The 21,221-nt window shown below is 63.3% G+C and carries 20 protein-coding genes and 2 pseudogenes; 6 read left to right on the forward strand and 16 right to left on the reverse strand.

All coding sequences use genetic code 11. The features are described from left to right. Positions 1–74: 74 nt before the first annotated feature. The 3 genes from I6F38_RS11895 to I6F38_RS11905 form a co-directional block, all read right to left on the reverse strand. On the reverse strand, positions 75–710 hold the full coding sequence (locus I6F38_RS11895; protein ID WP_225160438.1) for a DUF2285 domain-containing protein: 636 nt from the start codon (positions 708–710) through the stop codon (positions 75–77). Next, positions 652–861, reverse strand: coding sequence for a DUF6499 domain-containing protein (locus I6F38_RS11900; RefSeq protein WP_225160439.1), 210 nt, complete (start codon positions 859–861; stop codon positions 652–654). Before I6F38_RS11900 ends, I6F38_RS11895 begins: the two co-directional genes overlap by 59 nt. A gap of 139 nt (positions 862–1,000) precedes the next feature. After that, positions 1,001–1,264, reverse strand: a complete 264-nt coding sequence (locus I6F38_RS11905; RefSeq protein ID WP_225160440.1) for a DUF2285 domain-containing protein — start codon at positions 1,262–1,264, stop codon at positions 1,001–1,003. A 531-nt stretch (positions 1,265–1,795) separates the two neighbouring features. On the opposite strand from I6F38_RS11905, the gene I6F38_RS11910 reads away from it, so the two are divergent. After that, the gene (locus I6F38_RS11910; protein ID WP_225160441.1) at positions 1,796–2,029 is read left to right on the forward strand and encodes a helix-turn-helix transcriptional regulator; all 234 of its coding nucleotides are present in this window, start codon (positions 1,796–1,798) and stop codon (positions 2,027–2,029) included. Positions 2,030–2,199: 170 nt separating this feature from the next. Continuing rightward, positions 2,200–2,616 (forward strand): hypothetical protein, encoded by a 417-nt coding sequence (locus I6F38_RS11915; protein ID WP_225160442.1) that lies wholly within the window; start codon positions 2,200–2,202, stop codon positions 2,614–2,616. 53 nt (positions 2,617–2,669) lie between these two features. Here I6F38_RS11915 and I6F38_RS11920 read toward each other — a convergent pair whose 3' ends face one another. Continuing rightward, positions 2,670–2,996: a DUF736 domain-containing protein gene (locus I6F38_RS11920; RefSeq protein ID WP_225160443.1), complete on the reverse strand. Its 327-nt coding sequence runs from the start codon at positions 2,994–2,996 to the stop codon at positions 2,670–2,672. Between the two features lie 637 nt (positions 2,997–3,633). On the opposite strand from I6F38_RS11920, the gene I6F38_RS11925 reads away from it, so the two are divergent. From I6F38_RS11925 to I6F38_RS11935, 3 genes are all read left to right on the forward strand, one after another. Then, positions 3,634–3,801, forward strand: a complete 168-nt coding sequence (locus I6F38_RS11925) for a hypothetical protein (RefSeq protein ID WP_225160444.1) — start codon at positions 3,634–3,636, stop codon at positions 3,799–3,801. 250 nt (positions 3,802–4,051) lie between these two features. Continuing rightward, the gene (locus I6F38_RS11930; RefSeq protein ID WP_225160445.1) at positions 4,052–4,195 is read left to right on the forward strand and encodes a hypothetical protein; all 144 of its coding nucleotides are present in this window, start codon (positions 4,052–4,054) and stop codon (positions 4,193–4,195) included. Positions 4,196–4,330: 135 nt separating this feature from the next. Beyond that, a complete protein-coding gene (locus I6F38_RS11935) occupies positions 4,331–4,609 on the forward strand; it encodes an HU family DNA-binding protein (RefSeq protein ID WP_225160446.1) in 279 nt (92 codons plus the stop codon). A gap of 276 nt (positions 4,610–4,885) precedes the next feature. On the opposite strand, the gene I6F38_RS11940 is transcribed toward I6F38_RS11935, so the two are convergent. Further along, entirely contained in the window at positions 4,886–5,326 is a 441-nt protein-coding gene (locus tag I6F38_RS11940) for a hypothetical protein (RefSeq protein WP_225160447.1), read from the reverse strand. A 146-nt stretch (positions 5,327–5,472) separates the two neighbouring features. Continuing rightward, on the reverse strand, positions 5,473–5,640 hold the full coding sequence (locus I6F38_RS11945; RefSeq protein ID WP_225160448.1) for a hypothetical protein: 168 nt from the start codon (positions 5,638–5,640) through the stop codon (positions 5,473–5,475). A 312-nt stretch (positions 5,641–5,952) separates the two neighbouring features. Between I6F38_RS11945 and I6F38_RS11950 the strand changes: the two genes are divergently transcribed. Next, positions 5,953–6,162 (forward strand): hypothetical protein, encoded by a 210-nt coding sequence (locus I6F38_RS11950; RefSeq protein ID WP_225160449.1) that lies wholly within the window; start codon positions 5,953–5,955, stop codon positions 6,160–6,162. 73 nt (positions 6,163–6,235) lie between these two features. Here the strand turns inward: I6F38_RS11950 and I6F38_RS11955 are convergent, their stop codons facing one another. From I6F38_RS11955 to I6F38_RS12000, 10 genes and pseudogenes are all read right to left on the reverse strand, one after another. Next, positions 6,236–7,165: a DUF2493 domain-containing protein gene (locus tag I6F38_RS11955; protein ID WP_225160450.1), complete on the reverse strand. Its 930-nt coding sequence runs from the start codon at positions 7,163–7,165 to the stop codon at positions 6,236–6,238. A 329-nt stretch (positions 7,166–7,494) separates the two neighbouring features. Beyond that, a complete protein-coding gene (locus tag I6F38_RS11960; protein ID WP_225160451.1) occupies positions 7,495–8,562 on the reverse strand; it encodes a toprim domain-containing protein in 1,068 nt (355 codons plus the stop codon). Then, a pseudogene (locus tag I6F38_RS11965) lies at positions 8,562–12,562 on the reverse strand (strawberry notch family protein). Before I6F38_RS11965 ends, I6F38_RS11960 begins: the two are co-directional and overlap by 1 nt. A gap of 274 nt (positions 12,563–12,836) precedes the next feature. Beyond that, on the reverse strand, positions 12,837–13,250 hold the full coding sequence (locus I6F38_RS11970) for a hypothetical protein (protein WP_225160510.1): 414 nt from the start codon (positions 13,248–13,250) through the stop codon (positions 12,837–12,839). Positions 13,251–13,349: 99 nt separating this feature from the next. After that, the gene (locus I6F38_RS11975) at positions 13,350–15,494 is read right to left on the reverse strand and encodes a ParB/RepB/Spo0J family partition protein (protein ID WP_225160452.1); all 2,145 of its coding nucleotides are present in this window, start codon (positions 15,492–15,494) and stop codon (positions 13,350–13,352) included. Positions 15,495–15,750: 256 nt separating this feature from the next. Further along, positions 15,751–16,719 (reverse strand): zincin-like metallopeptidase domain-containing protein, encoded by a 969-nt coding sequence (locus tag I6F38_RS11980; RefSeq protein WP_225160453.1) that lies wholly within the window; start codon positions 16,717–16,719, stop codon positions 15,751–15,753. A 104-nt stretch (positions 16,720–16,823) separates the two neighbouring features. Continuing rightward, positions 16,824–17,314, reverse strand: a pseudogene (locus I6F38_RS11985) (DUF932 domain-containing protein); the annotation flags it as partial. 711 nt (positions 17,315–18,025) lie between these two features. Further along, a complete protein-coding gene (locus I6F38_RS11990; protein WP_225160454.1) occupies positions 18,026–18,685 on the reverse strand; it encodes an isoprenylcysteine carboxylmethyltransferase family protein in 660 nt (219 codons plus the stop codon). A 170-nt stretch (positions 18,686–18,855) separates the two neighbouring features. Continuing rightward, complete coding sequence (locus tag I6F38_RS11995) at positions 18,856–19,788, reverse strand: alpha/beta hydrolase (protein WP_225160455.1); 933 nt, start codon at positions 19,786–19,788, stop codon at positions 18,856–18,858. A 293-nt stretch (positions 19,789–20,081) separates the two neighbouring features. Continuing rightward, entirely contained in the window at positions 20,082–20,393 is a 312-nt protein-coding gene (locus tag I6F38_RS12000) for a DUF4336 domain-containing protein (protein ID WP_225160456.1), read from the reverse strand. Between the last annotated feature and the right edge of the window lie 828 nt (positions 20,394–21,221).

Here is a 21,221-nt window from a genome sequence, read left to right on the forward strand (position 1 = left end):
AGGCGGACCCGGGCGCAACCAGCGGGGCGCTGGTTGACGACTTGGCGGATGCTTGATGGGGATCGACGGGCCTGTCAGAGGCCGCGCAGGAGCTTCAGGTAGCCCCGTTCCACCAAAGCGCGCGAATCATGGATGAGGCGGTTCGCGGCACGGCGGGCATGCGAATCCTTCCATTCGACCGAACGACGTTGGGCGTGGTCGGAGGCGAGCACCTCCGCTGCCACGTCTCGGGGAGTGCCCCCGGATTCGTGAACGTCGAAGGCATGAAGGAGCTGAATCAATCGCCGCTTTTTAAAGGGCGTCAGCCGCAAAGCCGCTGGAAGAAGACCCGGACGCTGGCCGCCAAGATGACGCACAAGGTGTAGCGCGACGTCGAGCCGCAGCTCGGCCATGCTGTCAAGCGGCAGAAGCACGGCAGGACGTCGCGCAGCTCGCTGGTTTTGCAAGCGGACATGAAGTTCACCCGATCCGTCCGCGATCACCAGTTCGCGACCGTCAACATCCGTCCGCTCGACGAGCGGCAGTCCGAATGCGTTGCGATCGATCGAATGTATGATTTTGAAGCCCGACGGCGCGGGTTCCAGGATCACGATTCCCGGTGATGCCTCGGGGAGCCAAATGGTTGGTTCGAGGCCGACCGGAGAGACGGGATCATGGGCGAAACCGCAACCCCCATCGTCGTGCGAAAGTCGCACGAAGGGTTTCGGCATCGCCGCCGTCGCGCGCGATCTGGCGCTGCGTGTGGGCGAAGTCGCGACGGTAGTCAGAGTTGCGGCGGAGGAATTCGAGGGCGAAGCCGGGGCGCTCAAGACGATTCAGGCGTTCGACGGTCTCCGGCGAGCGCCAGTATTGGGTGGGCATGATCTTTCCTCTCGTTTCTTGTTCTATCGTCCCGAACGACGGACACGCCACGATCCGGAAAGACCGTCCGGCAAACTAGACCCAAAGGTTGCATCGCGCGTGATCGCAATTTGCGCAATGGGAGAGCGCGAGCGCCTGCTCACTGCATCCGCGGTTCCAACAGATACCGATAACCTGCCTCCGTCATCCATCTGGCGCGAGCGAGGTGGCTATCATGGACAGTCTTGGCACGATCGGGTTCTCGGGCGGGGTCGAGACCGAAGATCACTTCGACGACCTCACGCCAGTCGGCGCCCTCTTCTTCAGCCATTAGCAACCGAAGATAAATTGCAAGGTGTTGCTCGTCATAGGCGTTGACGCGGTCGGTCAACGGCGGCTGATCCTGGAATGCCATCTCGTCCATTGCAATGATCCCCCTTCCGGTCGAAGCAATGCGTTCCATAGTTCCATGTACTGCGAAACTGTCTCAGAATGCGAAAAAGTCAGAAGACGTTTTGTCGCGCCGCGATGCGCGGGCCGCATCACGGCGCTCCCGGAAACGGCAAACAACGCCTCGGTTCGAGGTGGCGTGCAAGGTGCGTGAATCGCACACGCCACCGGATCCGACTCCACACAAAAATTTAGATACACAGAGTTCGTCCTGGTTTGTGAACTGATCCAAAGTTGCGAGGATTGTGTATTGAGCAATTCCTCCAACTTCCGGCCACTACGGTTCTCGTGCTTACGGTCCAAGGCCCGGATACATCTCACGATTTATCCAAAATCCTACCGTTGCCTATGAATTCTGTTCGCGAACCCGGAACGAGCTCACAAACCTTGAACCATCTTGCGAAACCTCGCACGCCGACATCGGACGCCATGAATAGCATGGCGCCGCACGAATCGGAACGATCGTTCCTAGAACGATCGTTCCGATCGAGGTTCCCTTATCGCCATGGATCTCAAGGAGGTCATGGCGATCAATCTGCGTCGATTACGTCATGCGAAGCAGATGACGCAGGAAGAATTGGCCGATCGCGCCGGAGTGAGCGCCCGTTACGTCGGCGCAATCGAGCGCGCCGACGTGTCGGCCAGCGTGACCGTGCTCGGCCAAATCGCGGAGGCACTGAACGTTGACGCAACCGTCCTGATCAAACGAACGGCGGTTCATCCTCACCGTAGTCGATAATAGGGTGTGTTTGTGTTGCGTCGCGGCCCTGGCACATTGCAAATCAACTCCCGCGTTGCATCACGCACAAGTGGATAGGCGGCTCCGCGCAAATCTGCTTTGTCTCCAACGACGCTTGTGCTGGTCCAGGGACCGAAGGGCGTAGTTCGCGAGACGGAACCGTAGGCTTTATGACCCTATACGAACACTTCCCCGCCGACATGCGCGACGTCGTGGACGCCTACGTCGCGGACCTCAAGCCTCAACCGTGGCCAATTCGCTTCCTCGCACTGATTGATCTCCTCGAAGAGAAGTTGGAGACGAAGTCCGCTCCTCAACGCCGGCATCTGATTCAGCAATGGAGTGGCATAGTGACGGCCACGTTGGAGCACTTGCAGTCCGACAGTTCGGTCGTCGAATGTCTGGGGCTGATGAGCATAAGTTTCAACGATCAGTGGCGCGCTCAGGCGCTCGGCCAGATCGAACGGGATCCTACGGTGCTGGATCGTTTGGTCGCAATTTGTCCCCACTGGGAGGACATCGTCGAGGGCGTATTGGATGCCAATCGAAGGCGACCGATCAAGGCGGCAGGGGTCGCCCGTCGCTGATCGGCAAGGTAATGCCCCGCCCGGACCAGCCGGGCGAGGCATTGTGGATCGGGTCAGTCGCCGTTGCGACGGCTGGGACGGGACCAGATCAGGCTGAAGCCCTCGCCTTCTTCGTCGGCGAAGAGGTTGGCGAAGATCGGAGCAGTGAAGCTCGGATCGTCGAGCTTGAGACCCAGATAATCGCGGCCCTCGTTGGAGCGCTTCGACCAGGCGGCCCCGATCTCCACACGGCCGACATAGATCCGGTGGCTGGGGGCGTTGTCGCCCGAGCGGGTGGTTTCGGGGACGATACGGACGTTCCTGGCCTGAAGCGAGAGGGTGACGATTTCGCCGTTGAACTCGTTGTTGCCGGTCTTCTTGAAGGTGCCGATGGTCGCCATGGTAGTTCTCCTTGATCTCTGTTTTCCGAGCCCGCACCTTGCGGCCTCGATGGTGATCGACAGGCCGGAGGCGATCGACGGCGCACCCCGCAGGGGCTCGACAGCAAAGGAGGAACTTTCTTGGCTTGCGCGAGGAATGACGGCGGAGCCGGCAGGGGAAGAAAGTTGTGACGCCGCTGTTGCGCCATAGGCGGTCGAGGCTTCAGCCGGCCTTCGGCCAGATCCATCCATCGAAGAGGCCGTTCGGTGCGCTCGATCCGAACAGAGCTGACATCAAGGAGAACATGGCAAGTTTCGAGTCCCGCCGAGAAGCCGGTCCACTGAATTCAGCAGTGATTGGCTCTTTGTGCTGACGGGCGCAGATTTCCGCTTCCGCGATCACTGCCTCGGGCACACGCTCCGCTCACGAGAGTCGCCGGCCGTACCTGTGATCCGCCGCTTGGTCGATCACTCACAACGATCGCCATCGTATCTGCCTCTCTGCGATGATCGGTCAAGCCTCGACGCTTAGGCCGCTCTCAATCCGGCTTCAAAGACAAGGACCGCGAGCACTCTGGGTGCCTGATCCAGTCCAGCTCTTCCGGTGTGACGCTAGCAGGTCCCCGGCAAGATCAGCCCTGTTGGTTCGGGCGCGGTCATGCCGGTGAAGCGGATGAACGCCGTGGTGCTGACGGCAATCGCACAGACGGCAGCAGATATTGTGTACCAGGTCGGTGAAGGCATCGCCATCTGGACGATCTCCATACGTGACGCCGTACCGGCGTCGGTGGCGAGCCCGACGCAACCTCACGAATGCCCTTTGTGACGTGGATATCTATACCGGAGCAGGGCAAACGCGCGGATGGAACAGTGTGTGATCGTCGATTGATTGGCGCGATATTCAAGAGCGACGGCCGCGAAGGTCACATTTTCATCAAGAACCACATGCAATCTGTCGCCTGATCGTCGCGGCCGGACGTACGCCGTGGCATGACGGGGCCCCGGCTTTCATGCCGGGGTTTTCCGTTTTCAGCGAGTTCGAAAGTCCGCCACTGCAAGGAATTTTGGATTGGCCGTTGAAATTTAAACTCGCCGATATTAAGCGCGCGCTACAAAAGAGCCGCGCTAATTATGACGAGCTCGGTCCGGCCATCACCCAGAAGAATGCAGCCAATCGCCGGCTTGCGCGCCAGACCCGTTCCCGAAAGCTGCCGACCTAAGCTGAATCTATGGGATAATTCGCGCAAGCGGCCAGGCCGCGTCTTGACGTGGCTGCGATGCGCGCCCCTCTATGCTGAGAGCGCCGAGGCTGCGCGCAGCCGATTGCAACCGACATCCCCGAGGAACGCCACACCATGACCACTTCCGCTGAAATCGCCGACGAGATCGCCAAGGCGTACAATCTGCCAAAGGCGCAAGCCAAGGCCATCGTGGACGGTGTCTTCAAGTCTATCGCCGATGCAGCGGCGAGCGACGCTGAAACCAATGTGCCGGGCTTCGGCAAGTTCAAGGTGAAGCACACCCCGGAGCGCGACGGCCGCAATCCCTCGACCGGCGCGGCGATCAAGATCGCGGCGTCGAGGAAACTGACGTTCGCCCCGGCCAAGGCTCTCAAGGATGCGCTGAACGGCTAAAGGCAGGGGCGCAAGGCCGGGACCCTTGTTAGGCCCCTTGTCCGAGGGTTCTCGATGCGGACCAGCCGTGCCGCGAGGAAGGCGAGCGTGCGGATCGGACCGGTCAACTCGTTGTTGCCGGTCTTCCGGAAGGTGTTGATGGTCGCCACAGTGTCTTCCTTGATCTCTGTTTCCGCGCTCGCACCATCAGTGCTCAAGCCGCGCTTAGCGCAGGCTCGATGATGAAGGCTTGGTGCCAGTCTGGATGCCTGAACGGGCCCCATCGTCGTGCCGATATCAGCCACGCGCCAAGCGCTGCTTGGCTGGTCCGCCTGCGGCCATTCCGGTGAGGCGGACGAAGGCCGTGATGCTGACGGCAATGGCCCCGACGCCCCCGAAAATCGTCTGCCAGGTGGGTGAAGGCATCGCAATCTGGGCGATTCCGTGCGCCGCGCTGTAACCCGCGAAGGTGGCGGGCGCAACATAGAGGAGGATGATCAGGAGCCGGAGCCAGGTGCATGTCACGAAGGCGAGCGCGAGTTGGCCGATGCCGAAGGTTGCGCCGCCCGCTACGAGAGCCACCGCGATGCCGCCGAGCACGCCAGCCCCCGTATGGAAGGCCCACATGCCGATCGTCACGCCAGCGAAGAAGGGCAATGCGCAGACGGCAAGCGTGAAGAGCAGCCAGCCGAAGAAGCCGATAGCGAGGATAACGAGCAGTGGTCCGAAGATGGTCATGGTGGTGGGCTCCGTGAGATAAGGGCCTGACGGTCGCGCCTTCCACCACCACCACGGCGCGAAAATGAGTATAGCTGCAGACAGGTGCCAGCGGGAGCGATAATCCCGCTGGCCTTGCGCAGTCCAACTCGCGTAGCGATGCACCTTCATGGTTGGAAGGGATCGAATTCGTGAACGATGGCGGCGGGATCGCCATCGTACTCACCGGACGGCATGACGCCGTAGGCGCCTGTACCAGACTGGAAGACGACGACACAGACCATGAGAGTGGTGGCGAGATTCCCGCCATTAGCGAATGCGAGGGCTTGAGACATTGATCCGGCTCCTGTGCTGAAGCGGGGACGATCCCCGCGCGACAGGCGCCCGATGTGTCGGGCCGAGGGCCGCAATCACCGCGCAGACGAAGACGGAGCGCCGGCACGCTCAGGCGTAAGCCGACCCCTTGTGGATTGATGGCGTCAGGCCTCTCGGTCCGACCAAGGATCAGCGCCGATAGACGCGGGGTGGCGCCCGCCGGCAGGAGACGTGCCTCTGAACCTGCAGCAACGGCGCATATCGCCGCTCTCTCCAGCCGTTGGCCGATCGGCTAAGGTGTATTGCGACTTGGCATGATGGAGTGAGGCGCCATGGCGGAATTCACGGGGCGCGACCTGCACCTGGTAAAGAAGGCGCTCGCCATTGCGGTGCTGGCGATCGAGCGGCAGCCGGGGCCGCTTCAATCTGTGTCTGACCAGAGCGACATGAAGGCGCTGCTCGACGAGCTGATCGAGAACGATGCGGAGTTGGCGCACTATGCCCGTGCGGCACGGATCGCCGTAACGGGTGAGCCGGACTGAAAAGTGGGTTTGCGGAAAGCCGGCGATCCGCCTTTCCGCTCTCAAGTCACTACGCATTGCGGCGAGAGCGGCGCTATGCGCCGCCGAACCTCCAGACCGGGATGCCGAGCTTCTTCGCCTTGTCGGCGAGATTGTCCTGGATTCCCGTGCCCGGGAAATGCATCACCCCGATCGGCAACTCGTTGAGCATCGCGTCGTTGCGCTTGAACGGAGCGGCCTTGGCATGCTTGGTCCAGTCGGGCTTGAAGGCGATCTGCGGAACCTTGCGATTGTCGGCCCACTTGGCGGCGATCAACTCGGCGCCCTTGGGCGATCCGCCGTGCAGCAACACCATGTCCGCATGCTTGGCGTGCACCTGGTCCAGCTTGGCCCAGATCAACCGGTGATCGTTGAAGTCGAGACCACCGGTCAGCGCGACTTTCGGGCCGGGCGGCATGAGCAGCTGATGGTCGGCGCGCTTCTTCGCAACCAGGAAGTCGCGGCTGTCGATCATCGCGGAGGTCAGATTGCGGTGGTTGACCTTCGACCCGTTGCGCGGTCGCCAGACGGAATGGGTGTGGCGTTCGAACTCATCGGCGGCCTGGTCGCGCATCAGCTCGAAGGCGTTGCGTCGCTCGATCAGCGTCTGCCCCTCCGCTGTCAGTCGTTCCAGCTCGACGGATTTGATCTCGCTACCATCCTGCTCCCGCTGCGAGCGCTGCTGCGCCAGTTCGTTGTCGTCGAGCTCGCGCTCGATCCTGTCGATGGCACGATGGAAGACGTTCACTGTCGACCAGAGCAGGTCTTCGAGGTCGGGCTCAAGACGGGTATCGGACAGCGCCACCACGAGGGCATCGAAGATGTCGACGATGCTGCCGACGAGGACTCGCGCCTCAGGGAGCCGCCGGGGATCGGGCTCATCGTGGAAGGGACGGTAGCCATGGAGCTGAAGTTCCTGGAGGACTTGATCGGTCGGAGATGAGTCGTGGTGCGGCTCGAAATCGTCGCCTCGGTTGGTGGTCATTGCGGCTTTCCTCTCGTCGGGTCGACCGCGCCCATCGCGGCCTTCATGGCGACGAAGGCGGCGGGCGGAACGGACTTGCACCCGCAGCGCAGCGGAGGGCCGGAGCGTTAGCGGAGGACCGAAGGGGGCCGACTATTTTGCCTCGCGATGTAAAGGCGGCTCAGCCGCCGACGGAAAATAGTCGGCCCACGAGGTTGCCGGTCCGGGCCGCTTGCCGCCCGATCGCCCTCTCAGAAGGTCGTGGGGCGGTCCTTTCCGGCGCCGAGGGGAAGCAGGACTACCGGCCTCGCGGTAACGAAGCGGCCGCATCGCCCCTCATCCCGTTACGGTTATGCCTCCAGCTCCACAAAGCGCGCGACGTCCTGCACTGCGATCTGCACGCGGCTTGTGGCCCGAAGGGCGTCAAATCCGAGCAGGCGAAGATCCTCGTTGAAGTCACCAAGCCGCGGCGAGATCACGATTGCTTCAATCCCGACCGCCTGCGCCCGATCGATCAAGGCCGTCATGGCGCCGTCACCGGCAGGATCGTCGTCGCGGGCGATGTAGAGCCGGCGGAGCGTGTCCGGAAAGAGGATGGCAGAAAGATGCGCCGCCGAGAGGGCTGCGACCATCGGCATGGTCGGCAAAGCACAACGGAGCGACAGCATCGTCTCAATGCCCTCGCCGGCCGCCATCACTTCGCCGGCTACGCCAAATCGAACGGCGTGACCAAGCAGGTCGCCCATCGCTCGTTTCGGCGTGTCGATCAGCGCCTTGCCGAGTGATGTCTCGCTGAAGCCACCGGGGTCAAGCCAGGTGCGATGCGCGCCGGTCAGGTGGCCTGAGAAATCGGTGACGGCGGCGATCATCGCCGGCCAGGTCTCGGTCGGGCCGTGGTCGTCGGGTCGGTAGTAGCAACGCGGGTGAAAACGCAGACATCCGGTTTCGTGCAAAGCCGTAATGCCGCGATTGCGAAGATACGTTTCTGCGAGCGTGCCTGCGATCGGCCGCGACACGCCGAAGAGCCGCCGCGCCGCCTCTGGCGACCCGAGTGGCGCGGGCGATTTTCGTGACGGGGGCCGATTTAGCTCTACCTCCAGTTCTGGACGCGGCAGACTTAGAAAGCGTCGGGCCTCATTGGCGACGTCGCGAAAGTGAGTGAAACCGCAGCTCTCGCGGATCACGTCGAGGAGGTCGCCATGTTCGGCCGAGGCGGCATCTCGCCAGTGCCCGGCGGCGCCAGGGCCAGATTCCGGTCCGCTGAGCCGGACGAACATCGACCGGCCGTGCGTATTGCGGACGTCGCCTACCGTCCAGTAGCGGCCCTGGCGCCGCCCATTGGACAGGTAATGGCGGCACACCGCCTCGGCGTCACGCGCGAGACGGCGGGCCAGTTCGGATGCGTCGTCGCGGGCCATCAGGCGGCTTCCCGCTCACTGACGCGCGCGACCGGATAATGGTCGAGCACCTTTGCCAGCACCGCGGCACCGGTCTCGTTGGTCGGCACGAACATGCGCAGCTTCCACGAGATGATCTCGCTGAAGAGGCCGTACGCGCGCAGCCGCTCACGCATCGCATCGGTGAAGCCGGACAGCTCGATGCGATGGGCGCCCATCACGCGGACGCGACGGAGCTGCAGATCCTCGGCGAGGTTAAGGACGGTGCGCCCCTCCATCAGCGCCGAGAAAGCCTCGTGTGGGGTCAAGCTGCAGGTCGCTGCCGGGCAAGCGTTCGCCGCCCAGGCCGGCGAGACCCTGCGACCGATGATGCGTTCGCCATCCTCGGTCTGAAGCCGATAGATCCGGGACGACTCGTTCGGCAGACGCTTCCAGATCGGCAACAGCAAGCCCGCGACAATGTGCAGTGTGTTCTCGGCGAACTCGGGGACGTCGAGGAATTCGCCGTTCCATGCTGCGGCGAACGTCTCGTGATCCGCCGGCTGCCAGTGGCTTTCGTCCATCATCTTCATCGAAGCATGATGGTGCTCCATCGGGCGGATCAGCCGGACGCGGCGTTCGATCTCGCCGTCATCGAGCATGAAGCTCGGCGCCGGAATCTGCACCGCGGCGCGCCCCGAGCGCGCGTTGACCAGCAGTACCGCTAGAGGATCGGCGAGACGATCGAGCGCTTGATCCAGCGTCATGGGGCGATTGCGCCGGCGTTCCGTGATCGTGAGCAGCCGGGTTTCTGCCCCGGTCGCGGGATACGTGTAGATCGGGTGCCGATCGGCGACGACAAAGCTCTCGGCCTGCAGTGTCTCCAGGCCGACGTCGTAGACGCCGCTGGCGATGGCGCCCTCGACCTTGGCGTTCAGCAACTGCTCGAAGGCCGTGAACAGCAGACCTTGCAGGTCGATGGTGAGCGCGAGCAGGCGGTTGAGGAACGTCGTGATCGGCGGCAGCTCGTCCTTGATGCCGTTGTCGTCCACGAGCTTCAAGCCCGTGGCGTCCTCGAAGGTCTGGAGCGAGCAGCCTTCTAGCTTGCCGCGCGCGAGCAGCAGATAGAGCTGCCGCAGCGCATCCCGGGCGTAGTGGCTCTCAAGATTGTCCTCGGGCCGGAACAGGCCCTGGCCGCCGGTCTGGCGCTGGCCGCGCGTGATGGCACCGAGCGTGTCGAGCCGGCGGGCAATGGTCGAGAGGAATCGCTTCTCCGCCTTCACGTCGGTTGCCACGGGGCGGAACAGCGGTGGTTGCACCTGGTTGGTGCGGTTCGTTCGACCGAGGCCCTGGATCGCGGCGTCGGCCTTCCAGCCCGGCTCGAGCAAATAATGGACGCGAAGCCGGCTATTCCGCGCAGAGAGCTCGGCGTGGTAGCTGCGACCCGTGCCGCCGGCTTCCGAGAAGACAAGCACTTGCTTCAAGTCGTCCATGAAGGCGGCGGTCTCTGCGAGATTGGCGGAGGCCGAGCGGTTCTCGACGGCAAGGCGGTCACTCCGGCGCACCACGCGCCGCGAACGTCCGGTCACCTCCGCCACAAGGTCCGTGCCAAAACGCTGCACGATCTGGTCGAGCGCGCCGGGAACCGGCGGCAGTGAAGCGAGCCGTTCGATCAGCTCATTACGGCGGCCGACGGCCTCGCGGCTCTCGACCGGCTGGCCGTCGCGGAAGACGGGCCGCGACGAGAGATTGCCCTCGGCGTCGGTGAAGGGCTCATAGAGCTGCACCGGGAAGGAATGGGCGAGGTAATCCAACACGTACTCGCGCGGCGTGATGTCCACGCGCACGTCGTTCCATTCCTCAGGTGGAATTTCGGCGAGCCGGCGCTCCATCAGCGCCTCGCCGGTCGACACGATCTGGATCACGGCGGCATGGCCCTCGGCCAGGTCCCGCTCAATCGAGCGAACCAGGGTCGGTGTCTTCATGCTGGTGAGCAGGTGACCGAAGAAGCGCTGCTTGGCGGACTCGAAGGCCGAGCGCGCGGCCGACTTCGCCTGGCGATTGAGCGTGCCGGTCTCGCCGGTGATGTTGGCGGCCTGCATTGCCGCGTCGAGATGATTGTGAATGATGGCGAACGCACCGGCGTAGGCGTCATAGATGCGCCGCTGCTCGTCGGTGAGCTGGTGCTCGACCAGTTCATACTCGACACCGTCGTAGGAGAGCGAGCGGGCGGTGTAGAGACCGAGCGACCGGAGATCGCGCGAGAGCACCTCCATTGCCGCGACGCCGCCCTCCTCGATCGCCTCGACGAACTCGGCGCGCGTGGCGAACGGAAAATCCTCGCCGCCCCACAGGCCGAGCCGCTGGGCGTAGGCGAGATTGTGGACCGTGGTGGCGCCGGTCGCCGAGACATAGACGACGCGGGCATCGGGCAGCGCATGCTGCAGGCGCAGGCCCGCACGGCCCTGCTGCGAAGGCGCGACATCGCCCCGCTCGCCCTTGCCGCCACCGGCATTCTGCATGGCATGGCTCTCGTCGAAAATGATGACGCCGTCGAAGTCGGAGCCCAACCATTGAACAATTTGCCGGACGCGCGAAAGCTTCTCGCCGCGGTCGTCGGACCGCAGCGTAGCGTAGGTTAAAAATAGGACGCCTTCGGCCAACCGGATCTCGCGCCCCTGAGGGAAGCGCGAGAGCGGCGTGACCAGCAGACGCTCCATGCCGAGCGCCGACCAGTCGCGCTGCGCGTCCTCGAGCAGCTTGTCGGACTTCGAGATCCAGACCGCCTTGCGCCGGCCCTGCAGCCAGTTGTCGAGGATGATGCCGGCGGACTGGCGACCCTTGCCGGCGCCGGTCCCGTCACCGAGCATGAAGCCGCGACGGAAGCGGACGGCGTTCGGTGCGTCGTCGCGGGCGGCCGTGACGAGGTCGAAGGTCTCGTCAACGGTCCAGGCACCGGCGAGATAGTTATCATGCGCTTCGCCGGCATAGATCACCGTCTCAAGCTGGGCGTCGGACAGAATGCCGTCGCTGACGAGGTTCGCCGGCAGGCGCGGCCGATAGCTCGGCTTCGGCGGCGCGACCGAGGCCATCGCGGCCGACTGCACCAGCTTGGTCGGGTGCGCCTGCGCGCCGGGGATCCGGATCGATTGGAGCCGGTACTCTTCGTAGATGGCCTCGCTGAGATGCGCGTCCTCGGGCGGCGTCCAATCGGTCGTCTCATAAACGAGGTCAACCGCTTCGGGGTCAACGACCGAGGCCTTGGCCAGCCGCCCGGCCGGCCGCGCGAGATAGCCGCGCACGCTGCGAGGCGCCGGCGCTGCTGACATGGGACGCGCGCCAATTGATGCGACGCTCAGACGAGGTGGAACGTGTTCACCGATCCAGCGGAGCAGCGTTGGAACGTCGGGCGCCATTCTCGGCGACTCCGGGAACGTGTTCGGGTCATCGGCCGGCACCTTGTCGATGATCGTCAGGCGCGTCTCGATCGTGATGCCGTGCTTGGCATAGACCGCGCCGGCGATCGCGGCGGTGAACACCACGCGGCCGCGTTCCTGCAACCGGACGAAGGCGTCGCGCCAGACCGAGGCTTCGGGAGAGAAGTTGGCGCCTGATATCGTGACCAGCCGGCCGCCATCGGCAAGACGCGCCAGGGCCGAGGCAATTGCTGGAAAGCCTCGCTCTCGGCAGAGCGGCGCGTGTGGGTCGGCAGAAGCCCCGCGATCTTGTCCAAAGCGAAAAGTCGTGAAGCCGCTGAATCAGCTTTGCGGAAGAGCGCCTTTCCGTATTTGCGCAGAAACAGGACGGTGGCGGCCTCGCAAGCGTCATAGGCCATCTTCCAGTCCCAGGCGCCTGTCGCGTCGGATGCGCCGAAGGCCGCTTCCATGGCGGCGCGGAGAATCGCGGTGTCGATACGCTGGCCACGTTCGAGATGCGGCAGGAGCTGCTCAGCCGCAGCGATGATGACACTGGCGCCCTCGGGAGCGCGAACAGGCGAGATCGGAGCGGCCGGGTCGGCCGCGATCGGGGAAAGGTCAGTCATGGAGGAAGCCTTCAGGAGAGCGGGAACGGGCGAGCCGATCGGCGCTCTCTCTGACCGCGCCGGCTCAAACCCGTCCCGGCCGTCCTCTCCCTCTCAGCATCAAGGCCGTGCCCGACATGAGAAACGGCGCGCCACCGGATGGCGGCGCGCCGCGCACAGAGCGTTCCTCAGGATCCGAACGGCCGAGATGGCGAGGCCTGACCATCGTCAGCGGCGGCGGCCGCTTCCGCGAGGTAGCTCGCATCGGCTTCGACGACAGTGACGATGTGTTTCGTCATGACGCAGCTCCCTCGATCGGGTCGTCTTCGCCCGCGAGAATGGCCTCGGCTTTGGCGATGGCGGCGTCCGCCCGCCGGCGCCAAAGCTCGACATCCACTGAGCCTGCTTCCGGCAGGTGCGTGAGTATCTTGAGCAGGCCGAGCAGCACCTCGAAATGGCCGGCCTTGCGCTGGACCTGCTCGCCGAAACGTGAGGCAAACGGCAGGTGCCGGCCGCTATAGGCAGCGTCGCGGCCTTCCCAGGCACCGGTAACATAGGTCTCACCAGACGATTCAACGTCCGACTTGTTGCCGTCCCAGCCCTCGTCGGCGATCGCAAGATCGCAGGCTTGGTCGAGCGTTTCGGCGTCGTAAGTTCGCTGCCGATAGATCGGCAAATGATAGGTCGTCTCGATGGTGAAGAGGGGCACGAGAGCCTCCAGAATGCAAAAGCCCGGCTTACGCCAGGGCTTTGGGGTGAATGGCAATGAAAAGACGCGGGACGGCTTCGGCCATCCCGCGCAGTCGAGTTATTCAGCCGCGATCATGTGCGGCTCGCCCGCTTCATCGGCCGAGGTTTCCTCCTCGTCGCCGGCGAGGAATTCCGGCAGCGCATCGCCATCGCCCTCGGGCTCCGCGGCATCGACAGCCGCCGCCAGTTGGGCGTCGGGCATCCGCAGGGGCTCGGGCAGCCAGCTGGTCTCGGCCAGGAGCCGTTCGGCCTCCTTGGCCATGTCGCCCTTCTTCAGATGATCGATGAGCTGCGCGGCCCGCTCGCCGGCACCCTCCCGCACCGCCTCCAGGATGCGGCGCTTCGGCAGGCGGCCGAGATAGTTCTCGACGGTTGGGCGCCAACCGGACGCCACCATGTCGAGGTCGACGGCCCGGGCAATGCGATCGGCCTCAGTGATCCGCTGCTCTACGGTGTGCGGCGTGGCGCCGCCGCCGTAGCGGTCGCCCTTCTCGTAGAGCGCGTTGACGCCGAATGAGGCGCAGTGTGCAAAGAGCGCCGCCTGCTCGTCGCCCGTCAGACCGGTGAGCCAGTCCCAGAGATCGACCTTGTCTTTCGGCAGGCGCTCCTCCCAGGTCTTGTGGCGCCCGTCGATCGCTTTGGCGGCCGGTGTGTCCTTCAGCCCTTGCGCCTGCACCGGGAAGCTGGCGTTGCGCACCGATACCTCCATCGCCGTCCCGTAGGAGGAATAGCGGGAGAAGACGTCGAGGCAGAACTTGTACAGCACTGCCTGGAAAGCGACCGAAGGCGTGATCGCCAGCCTGTCGCGCAGCGCCAAAGTTCGCTCCGCCGTGAGCTCGGTCAGCAGGCGGTCCGGCAGCGGCTTCACCGCATCATCATCCTCGTCCTCTGCCTCCGCGACCTGCCCGCCGATGGTGATGACGGCGCGCTGGATTCCCGGCGCTGATGGTTCGGCGCCGTCGAGGGGCGCGGCAGCGGGTCCGCCATCGCTGCCCTGCTCTGGCTCGGTCACGGGCGGCTCGTCCTCAGGCCGGACGTAACCGCGATCAACCAAGAGCGCGCCTTCGGCGTCGATGCCGACGAACACACCCGCGCGGGCGATGTCGGCAGGCTGATAACTGATGGGTCGATCGTCGAAGACGGCGAGAGCCGTCTCGATTTCGCCAAGTCGCTGGTCAACCTCGTCGGGAAGCTCATCCGCGCCGTCATGCTCGGCTTCGAGCCTGGCAAATTCGGCCTTGAGCGCCTCGATGGTCGCCTGCTCGTCGGCGGTGAGACCGGCGGGTACGCCGTCCAGCTCGCGCAAACCACGAGCATGCCCGTAGGGGAAGTCGATCGCGACCTCGATCCACTTCCAGCCTTCGGCGGCGATCGTTTCCGCCTCTGCCTTCAACTTCTCGGCGACCAGACGGTCGAGCAGAGCGACGTCCTCCAGCCAGCCGCCGTCGTCGGACTGGAACAGGTCGCGCAGCAGCACGCCCCCGGCCGCCTCGTATACGTCGAGGCCGACAAACACGGCCCGCCGGTCGGAGGCACGCACCGTCTTTTCCGTCAACATGCGGCGGATCTGGTAGGGCTCCTTCTGCCAGGAGCCGGAGATAGCTTGCCAGACCTGCTCTTGGCGGCCGTGATCCGCGGTGACGGGGAACGCCATCAACTGCTCGAGCGACATGCCGTCCTCGGCATAGACATCGAGCAGCGCGGGCGAAACCGAGGCGAGGCGCAGGCGCTGCTTCACCACGTTGACCGACGTGAAGAAGGCGGCGGCGATGTCCTCCTCGGACTGCCCCTTCTCGCGCAGAGCCTGGAAGGCACGGAACTGGTCGAGCGGGTGCAGCGGCGCGCGCTGGATGTTCTCGGCGAGCGAGTCGTCCTCGGCGAGAATGTCGGTCGCCGGATCGCGCACGACGCAAGGCACCGGCGCAGTCTTGGCCAGGCGCTTCTGCTTCACTAGCAGCTGCAGCGCCCGATAGCGACGCCCGCCGGCCGGGATCTCGAACATGCCGGTCTCGGCGCCTTCGACGTCGAGGACCGGCCGGACGTTGAGGCTTTGGAGCAAGGTGCGGCGGGCGATGTCCTCGGCCAGCTCCTCGATGGAAACGCCGGCCTTCACACGCCGGACGTTTGACTGGCCAAGCACCAGCTTGTTGAAGGGAATGTCGCGCGAGGACGACAGGGTGATCTTCCGAACGGCAGTAGCCATGGGTGATACTCCGCGACGGCCCGACCCAAAGCCTCTCTGGGCCTCCAAGCCGTCACGAAGCGCAGCGCCGCCCTCTTCCTCTCAAGGGCAGCGCTGCGAAACCGGCAATCAGGAAAGACGGAAAGCCACGAAACCGGAGACACGCCGTTCCGCATCTCCGGCTTTCCGGGTATCAGGTCGCGCGGTCGAGTAGCTTCCTCGCGCAGGCCTCCAGCTGGAGAACGTCATCGCCCAGCATCTTCAGGTCCGCGCCCTGCTATAACGTGCCAGCGACAAGAGGAAAATGAGACTGGTATGCGTCCGTCTCGTCGGGGGCTGCGGATGACGTCTGACGCTCCTCAGCAGATACGGGCTGCTGCGCGTGCATCCAGTCGGCGGCCTGCTGCGCCTTGCTGGCGGCAGTAAAGATAGCCCGAGGATCGTCCTTCAACACTTCGATCCACGACGCAATATACGCTGCATGATCGGGACGCGGATGATGGGCTATGCCCAAATCGGCAAGAACAAGCCCGCTGAGAATCTCCACGCAACATTCCTCGGCGGCATAGGCAGCCGAGCCGAACCGACCCGAGAGATCGCGGTCAAGGCGGTGCTTTGCCCCTGATGCATGGCCGTCCTCATGCAGCCAGACGGCATAGAATGACGCGGCATCGCGGAAGGAGGCGAAGTCCGGCATGAATACCGTGTCCGATGACGGGAGGTAGTAAGCCTCGGATCCGCCGAATATAGTCTTGATCCCGAGGTTGGCGATGAAAGCTTCCGCATGCGCCAGGCGCTCGCTCTCTGGTAGGACGTTCGTCGGCGGGCGCTCGTATCCGTCCACCTGAGCGACGTTGAACACCGAGAATGCTCGGGCAAACATCCGCCGATCGGCGCCATCGTCATCGTCGTCAGCCGGCTCGGACGGAGCGACCTGCTTCCACAGCACAACAGTGGTAGCGCGTTCGCCCTTGCACACCTGCGCGCCAGCGTCCCGCCATTGCCGATAGGTGCCCCACAGGCCATCGCTGTAATGGCTGGCCGTGGCTGCAACCCAGAGCGCCACCGTGTTTATACCCCGGTAGCGTTTACCCGAAGCGACGTTGGTTGGGCTGGCAGCACTCGTCCCGTTGTGGAACCACGGCGCACGCCACTGGCCTGCACCTTGCTCGATTGCCGCGATGATCTCGGCGGTGATATGCGTGTAAACATTGGCACGCGCTCCGGACTGCATCCTGAAAGACATCGTGATAGCTCCTTGGGAGCGACGCGAGCGCACGAGATCGCCACCGCTTGCGGGGCGGCGTCAGGCTCAACGTCGATGGGAAGGGATCAGTGAAAAGCTGGTGAGACAGCTTCATTGTTTAGATAACGGCCATATTCGGGACCCGTAGCGGCGCGAAGCTCGACGCGACCATCCTCTATCTCGAGCGTCTTGAGCTGCTCCGCCCGATGAGAGTTGAGGCCGAACTGCGGGTTGATGCCAGCGAGCGGGCGCCGCAAGCTGACGGAGGTAAGCCGCCGACGCTCCGACCAAGCTGACAAGTTGGCCGAAACTCCAGTGAGTCGGCGCGTCGGAACCGGGCAGCAGCAGAGCGAGGCGCTCGGCATCGTCGCGACGGCCTCAACCCGGATCGCAGCGCTCTCGAGCGTTCGGGTCCAGCTTCGCTCGGTCCGTCTACGCACCGTGGCATAGAGGTCCACAAGGATAGATAGCGCTCGTCCGCTGGCCGCGAGAACCATTCCGACGATACTCGGCCGACGCGCTCGCCGCGGGTCACGTCCACCTTGTAGCCGCCGACATGGTCGCGGGCGGCGCTCAGAACTTCGACTTGGGTCATGGGTTATCTCCACGACAGGCGCTGGAGGCCTCTCCTCCGTTCTTCAACCCGTCATGGCGAAGCCCGTCCGCCCTCTCACTCTAAGGGGGCGTTGTGGGGTTCTCCCCACAGAAGGGGTCGGCCGAGACCTCAGACTCGGGCGTAGGGGAAGGCTTTCCCCTGAAAGCGCATTTAAGGGCGGAATACGCGACATCCGTGCGTGTTCGGCGGCCTTGCCGTCTATCGCGACAAAGCGGCCGCGAACATGAAGCAGCGATCTTTCGAGCAGATGATCAGTGATCTTCACGGCGAAGGAGACGCAATCCCGATGGTGGACATTCACCAAGTTCAGTGGCGAACTTCAACGGTAACGGCGAACCTCAAATTTGAGGGCGTAGCTTCACCGTTTTTTGTGCACACGAAATTCAGAGAGAAGTCCAGGTAATCGTCCCGTCCATCTTAAACTCGATAGTGGCCTGCGACTGATCCTGCGCTTCAATCACGGCGGTGGTGGCTCCGGTCGCGGGTCTATGCCCGAGACTAGAGCCTGACCGACCGAAGAGCTGGCCGCGCAGACATCATTTCTCAGTCTCCTCCGATAGCAGACATCCGGGGGACTAAGGCGAGGGTCCGAAATGGGCCCACTTGCAGACATGGCTCGCTTGCTTCCTCTCTGAGATAGCAACGGCCCGGTTTGGTGAGGAGCATGCTTTCCCAAAGGAGGTTTGGCTTTCACCAAATCCCCGGGACGAGCCGCCATCGGACCCGCGCGGCGTAATCCGAATAGCCCGCAAGCTCTACCTGAAGAATTCGATCCTCCGTGATAATGCGATAGAGCAGAAACGGCAGGCTGAAGATCACAACAAGCGCGGCCGCGAGCCAAGATCCAAGTGCGGGTCCGCTTGCCGCTATGATCAGAATCCCGCCGCTGTATCCGGGATGGCGGACGAAGGCGTAGGGGCCCGTGGTGACGACACGCTGACCGCGGTCGGTCTGGATGCGAATGACCGAGGAGAAAAACCGGTTGACGTGCATAGCCCATAGTGCCAGCGCGTAGCCGGCTGCGAACGTGAACAGGCATATGCCTTGCAGCCAGCCGGGCACATCGTCGCTCCAATGCAAACGGCCACGGTCGAGCCCGGCAACGATCCAATGCATGAACAGAACCAGCGTGAAGACCCTCAACGCGAGCGGCGGCTTCTTGCCGCCCGGCCGCATGCGTTCGCGCAAGAGGTCCGGATCGAGTGCCGCGAACGAAACGATCATGACGGCGGCGAAAATTGCGAGATACGCCCAAAAGCCCAGGATTGCGACCGTCCCGGCTGGCGCGAACAATGCGGCGGCCGCGGCCACTACGAACAAGGCTGCCTTGAGGTAGGCCGAGACTGGCATCCGCTACCTTACCATTTCAGAGGAAGCGAAGTGGTGCCCACACATGACCCTAGATCCACCACCGTGGGAGCCTGCACTTGTGAGTCGGTAGGGTTTCCCGACTTTGACGATGCGATCGACATACGAAGCTAAATGCGCGCCGGGTTCGGTGGCCGATTCTGTTACCGGCACTAGGCCGTCGTACTCCGCGGCCCTGGCATGGCCAGGATTAACCGCGCCACCTGCTCCGGCTCATCCAGTTGGACGAAGTGTCGAGCACCCAGGATCAGGAATAGTTCGGAGCCCGGGAGGAACTCGTGGAAGGTTCGGGCGACGCCGCTGTTCAGGGAAGGATCGGCGTCGCCAAATATGATCCGGACCGGGCGTCTGAACTCTTTCAGCTTGGGGATCATTTGTGCGCGCGATCGGACCATGGGCAGTAAGTCCTCGTTCAGGCGAAAGAAGGCAGGGCGTGCACTGGGCGTGGCGTCGAACTGTTGATAGAGTAGCGGTACAAACTCACGTCTGACATCCGCATCTCGGATGAACCTCCCGACCTGCCACCAGTACATCCGGCGGAAGAGCCAGTTCCCGAACATCCGCGACACAGGCCTCGCGACGTTTCTGATCACCGGCGTGGAGAAGAGCCAGATCGCCTCCGGCCGCCGGAGGGTCGGCATTTCGCAGTAGTACGTGTTCAACAACACCAGGCCGGCTACGCGCTCAGGGCGGGCCAGTGCCAAATCGATGGCCGGAGGGCCCGAGGCATCGTGCGCGACGAGGACGACTTGCCCGAGCCCCAGTTGGGTTATGACGGCGTCGAGGTCACCAACTTGATTGTCGGTGGTGTAAGGGTAGCCGGACGGCTTATCCGAACTGCCCCACCCGAGAAAATCAAATAGCACGACCCGGCGCGGCGGCGAGAGGTAAGGAGACAGACGGTCGTACAGGTGTACGTTGTCAGGGAATCCGTGCATGAGAATAATCGCCGCTTCCGCCCCGGGGTGATCTCGGACGTAGATCCGGTGTTGGTGCCGCTGAACAAAGGTTTCTTGGTAGGCCATCATTCCCTCGGGACCGAGCTCCGCGCCGCCGACAAGCCTGATGAATTCGCGTCGTTTCATCGGATCACCTCGCCGCAAGCGAGGAGGTCCTGAATCGAGGTGGGCGCGGTCGGCGCCTCCGACCGAAAGGATAGCACATTTGTGTAAGGCGGGAGACTGCTGCGCTGCGGTTAGGACCGCTTGGGCCCAGACGCGGAAATTGGCTCTCGGCGCGGCCGAACGAGTTTTATTTTCAAGACGCCGGCCCTCCAAATATCCTCCTGATGACTTCGTCGCCATGAGACTCGAAACACCGGCCATGGCTGAGCACAATGCGCTCCGGACGCCAAGAGTGGATTTTTGCGAACGCTGCTTTAGCCTTGTAGTAGCGGCAGCCGCATGCCAAAGAATATTTGCCCGCGGGGATGGTACATCCCGCTGAGCCTTGTAGCCGTTCGCCAAGGTTCGGGCATCTTGTCCAACTCGATGTTGATAATCGTGTCCGTGAGAACCAGCGTCTTCGATTTCTTGTGAAAGAAGATGAACTCTTTGAAGTACCCACCGGGAAATAGCGTCTGGTCGATGTCTTGCCGCCATTCTTCTGGCGGATCGAAATCGAGGTCTCGCGCAACGTGACATCGATGTGCCGAGCGCGCGCTCTTTGGCGTACACGCGGTGAAGCCCATGGGATCGCATCGGGAAAGGCTTTCGACCACTCTCCGATATGAGAGTAGTGAAACTGGTTGGGTGACACGAGATGTCGGATTGTCCCCATCCGTTGCAGTTCGCTTGCCAGCGCCTCATCAAATCTGATCGGCGACTGCAGGAACAGATCACCATTCGAAAGGCGCACGACCGTCATTCGTGTAGTGAAAGGCAGCGGTAACCTGACGCCACCCACGGTCAAGTACTCGAATGGCCCGTCGACTATTCCGATGTCCGGCCCATCGGCTTAAATACGTTGATTGGTTCGTAGAGAACGGCACCCACAGTCATATTCCGGATAGCGTCTTGCATCGAGTATCTCTGATCGCGGGATGTCTGCAACGGGTCAAACTGCGACTTCACCCGACCGGCAAAGCGTGACCGCTTCCATCCTCGAAGGAGACATGTGGCGGGCCCTAAAAGGGGGCTTGACGTCAGAGATCGGATTACAGAAGGGGATCGTTACCCGCATGGGCCGAGACCCCGTTTCCGTAAGGGAGTCGGCAAGCGCAGCTCATAGAGCCCGGTTCGCGACAACGGATGCGCCCTATCTGCAATACGAAAATCGCATCTAGGACGTGGTCTTCGCCAGCGATGAACAAACCGCACCCCGATCTTGTCCAGTCTGTCTCGACGCCGTCAAGCCTAGGCTGCCGGGTCTCGACGAGCGCTTCAATAATGCATCAGGCGGTGACGTGTCGAACAGAGCCAGCACGACTCCTGTACGGGCTCTGCCTCTCTTGCGTCGAACTGGACGGCCCACGGGTCGATGTGATGGGCCTCGGTGACGCTTTCGTACTGAGCGCAGA

The sequence above is a fragment of the Bradyrhizobium sp. BRP56 genome (assembly GCF_020194035.1).
Classification (GTDB): domain Bacteria; phylum Pseudomonadota; class Alphaproteobacteria; order Rhizobiales; family Xanthobacteraceae; genus Bradyrhizobium; species Bradyrhizobium australafricanum.

Coding starts and splice junctions, on each gene's coding strand:
- I6F38_RS11895 (WP_225160438.1), bottom strand. CDS start 710: ATGCCGAAACCCTTCGTGCGACTTTCGCACGACGATGGGGGTTGCGGT.
- I6F38_RS11975 (WP_225160452.1), bottom strand. CDS start 15,494: ATGGCTACTGCCGTTCGGAAGATCACCCTGTCGTCCTCGCGCGACATT.
- I6F38_RS11990 (WP_225160454.1), bottom strand. CDS start 18,685: ATGCCAGTCTCGGCCTACCTCAAGGCAGCCTTGTTCGTAGTGGCCGCG.
- I6F38_RS11980 (WP_225160453.1), bottom strand. CDS start 16,719: ATGTCTTTCAGGATGCAGTCCGGAGCGCGTGCCAATGTTTACACGCAT.
- I6F38_RS11950 (WP_225160449.1), top strand. CDS start 5,953: ATGGCGGAATTCACGGGGCGCGACCTGCACCTGGTAAAGAAGGCGCTC.
- I6F38_RS11935 (WP_225160446.1), top strand. CDS start 4,331: ATGACCACTTCCGCTGAAATCGCCGACGAGATCGCCAAGGCGTACAAT.
- I6F38_RS12000 (WP_225160456.1), bottom strand. CDS start 20,393: ATGGGCTTCACCGCGTGTACGCCAAAGAGCGCGCGCTCGGCACATCGA.
- I6F38_RS11960 (WP_225160451.1), bottom strand. CDS start 8,562: ATGGCCCGCGACGACGCATCCGAACTGGCCCGCCGTCTCGCGCGTGAC.
- I6F38_RS11900 (WP_225160439.1), bottom strand. CDS start 861: ATGCCCACCCAATACTGGCGCTCGCCGGAGACCGTCGAACGCCTGAAT.
- I6F38_RS11940 (WP_225160447.1), bottom strand. CDS start 5,326: ATGACCATCTTCGGACCACTGCTCGTTATCCTCGCTATCGGCTTCTTC.
- I6F38_RS11910 (WP_225160441.1), top strand. CDS start 1,796: ATGGATCTCAAGGAGGTCATGGCGATCAATCTGCGTCGATTACGTCAT.
- I6F38_RS11955 (WP_225160450.1), bottom strand. CDS start 7,165: ATGACCACCAACCGAGGCGACGATTTCGAGCCGCACCACGACTCATCT.
- I6F38_RS11945 (WP_225160448.1), bottom strand. CDS start 5,640: ATGTCTCAAGCCCTCGCATTCGCTAATGGCGGGAATCTCGCCACCACT.
- I6F38_RS11920 (WP_225160443.1), bottom strand. CDS start 2,996: ATGGCGACCATCGGCACCTTCAAGAAGACCGGCAACAACGAGTTCAAC.
- I6F38_RS11925 (WP_225160444.1), top strand. CDS start 3,634: ATGCCGGTGAAGCGGATGAACGCCGTGGTGCTGACGGCAATCGCACAG.
- I6F38_RS11915 (WP_225160442.1), top strand. CDS start 2,200: ATGACCCTATACGAACACTTCCCCGCCGACATGCGCGACGTCGTGGAC.
- I6F38_RS11995 (WP_225160455.1), bottom strand. CDS start 19,788: ATGAAACGACGCGAATTCATCAGGCTTGTCGGCGGCGCGGAGCTCGGT.
- I6F38_RS11905 (WP_225160440.1), bottom strand. CDS start 1,264: ATGGACGAGATGGCATTCCAGGATCAGCCGCCGTTGACCGACCGCGTC.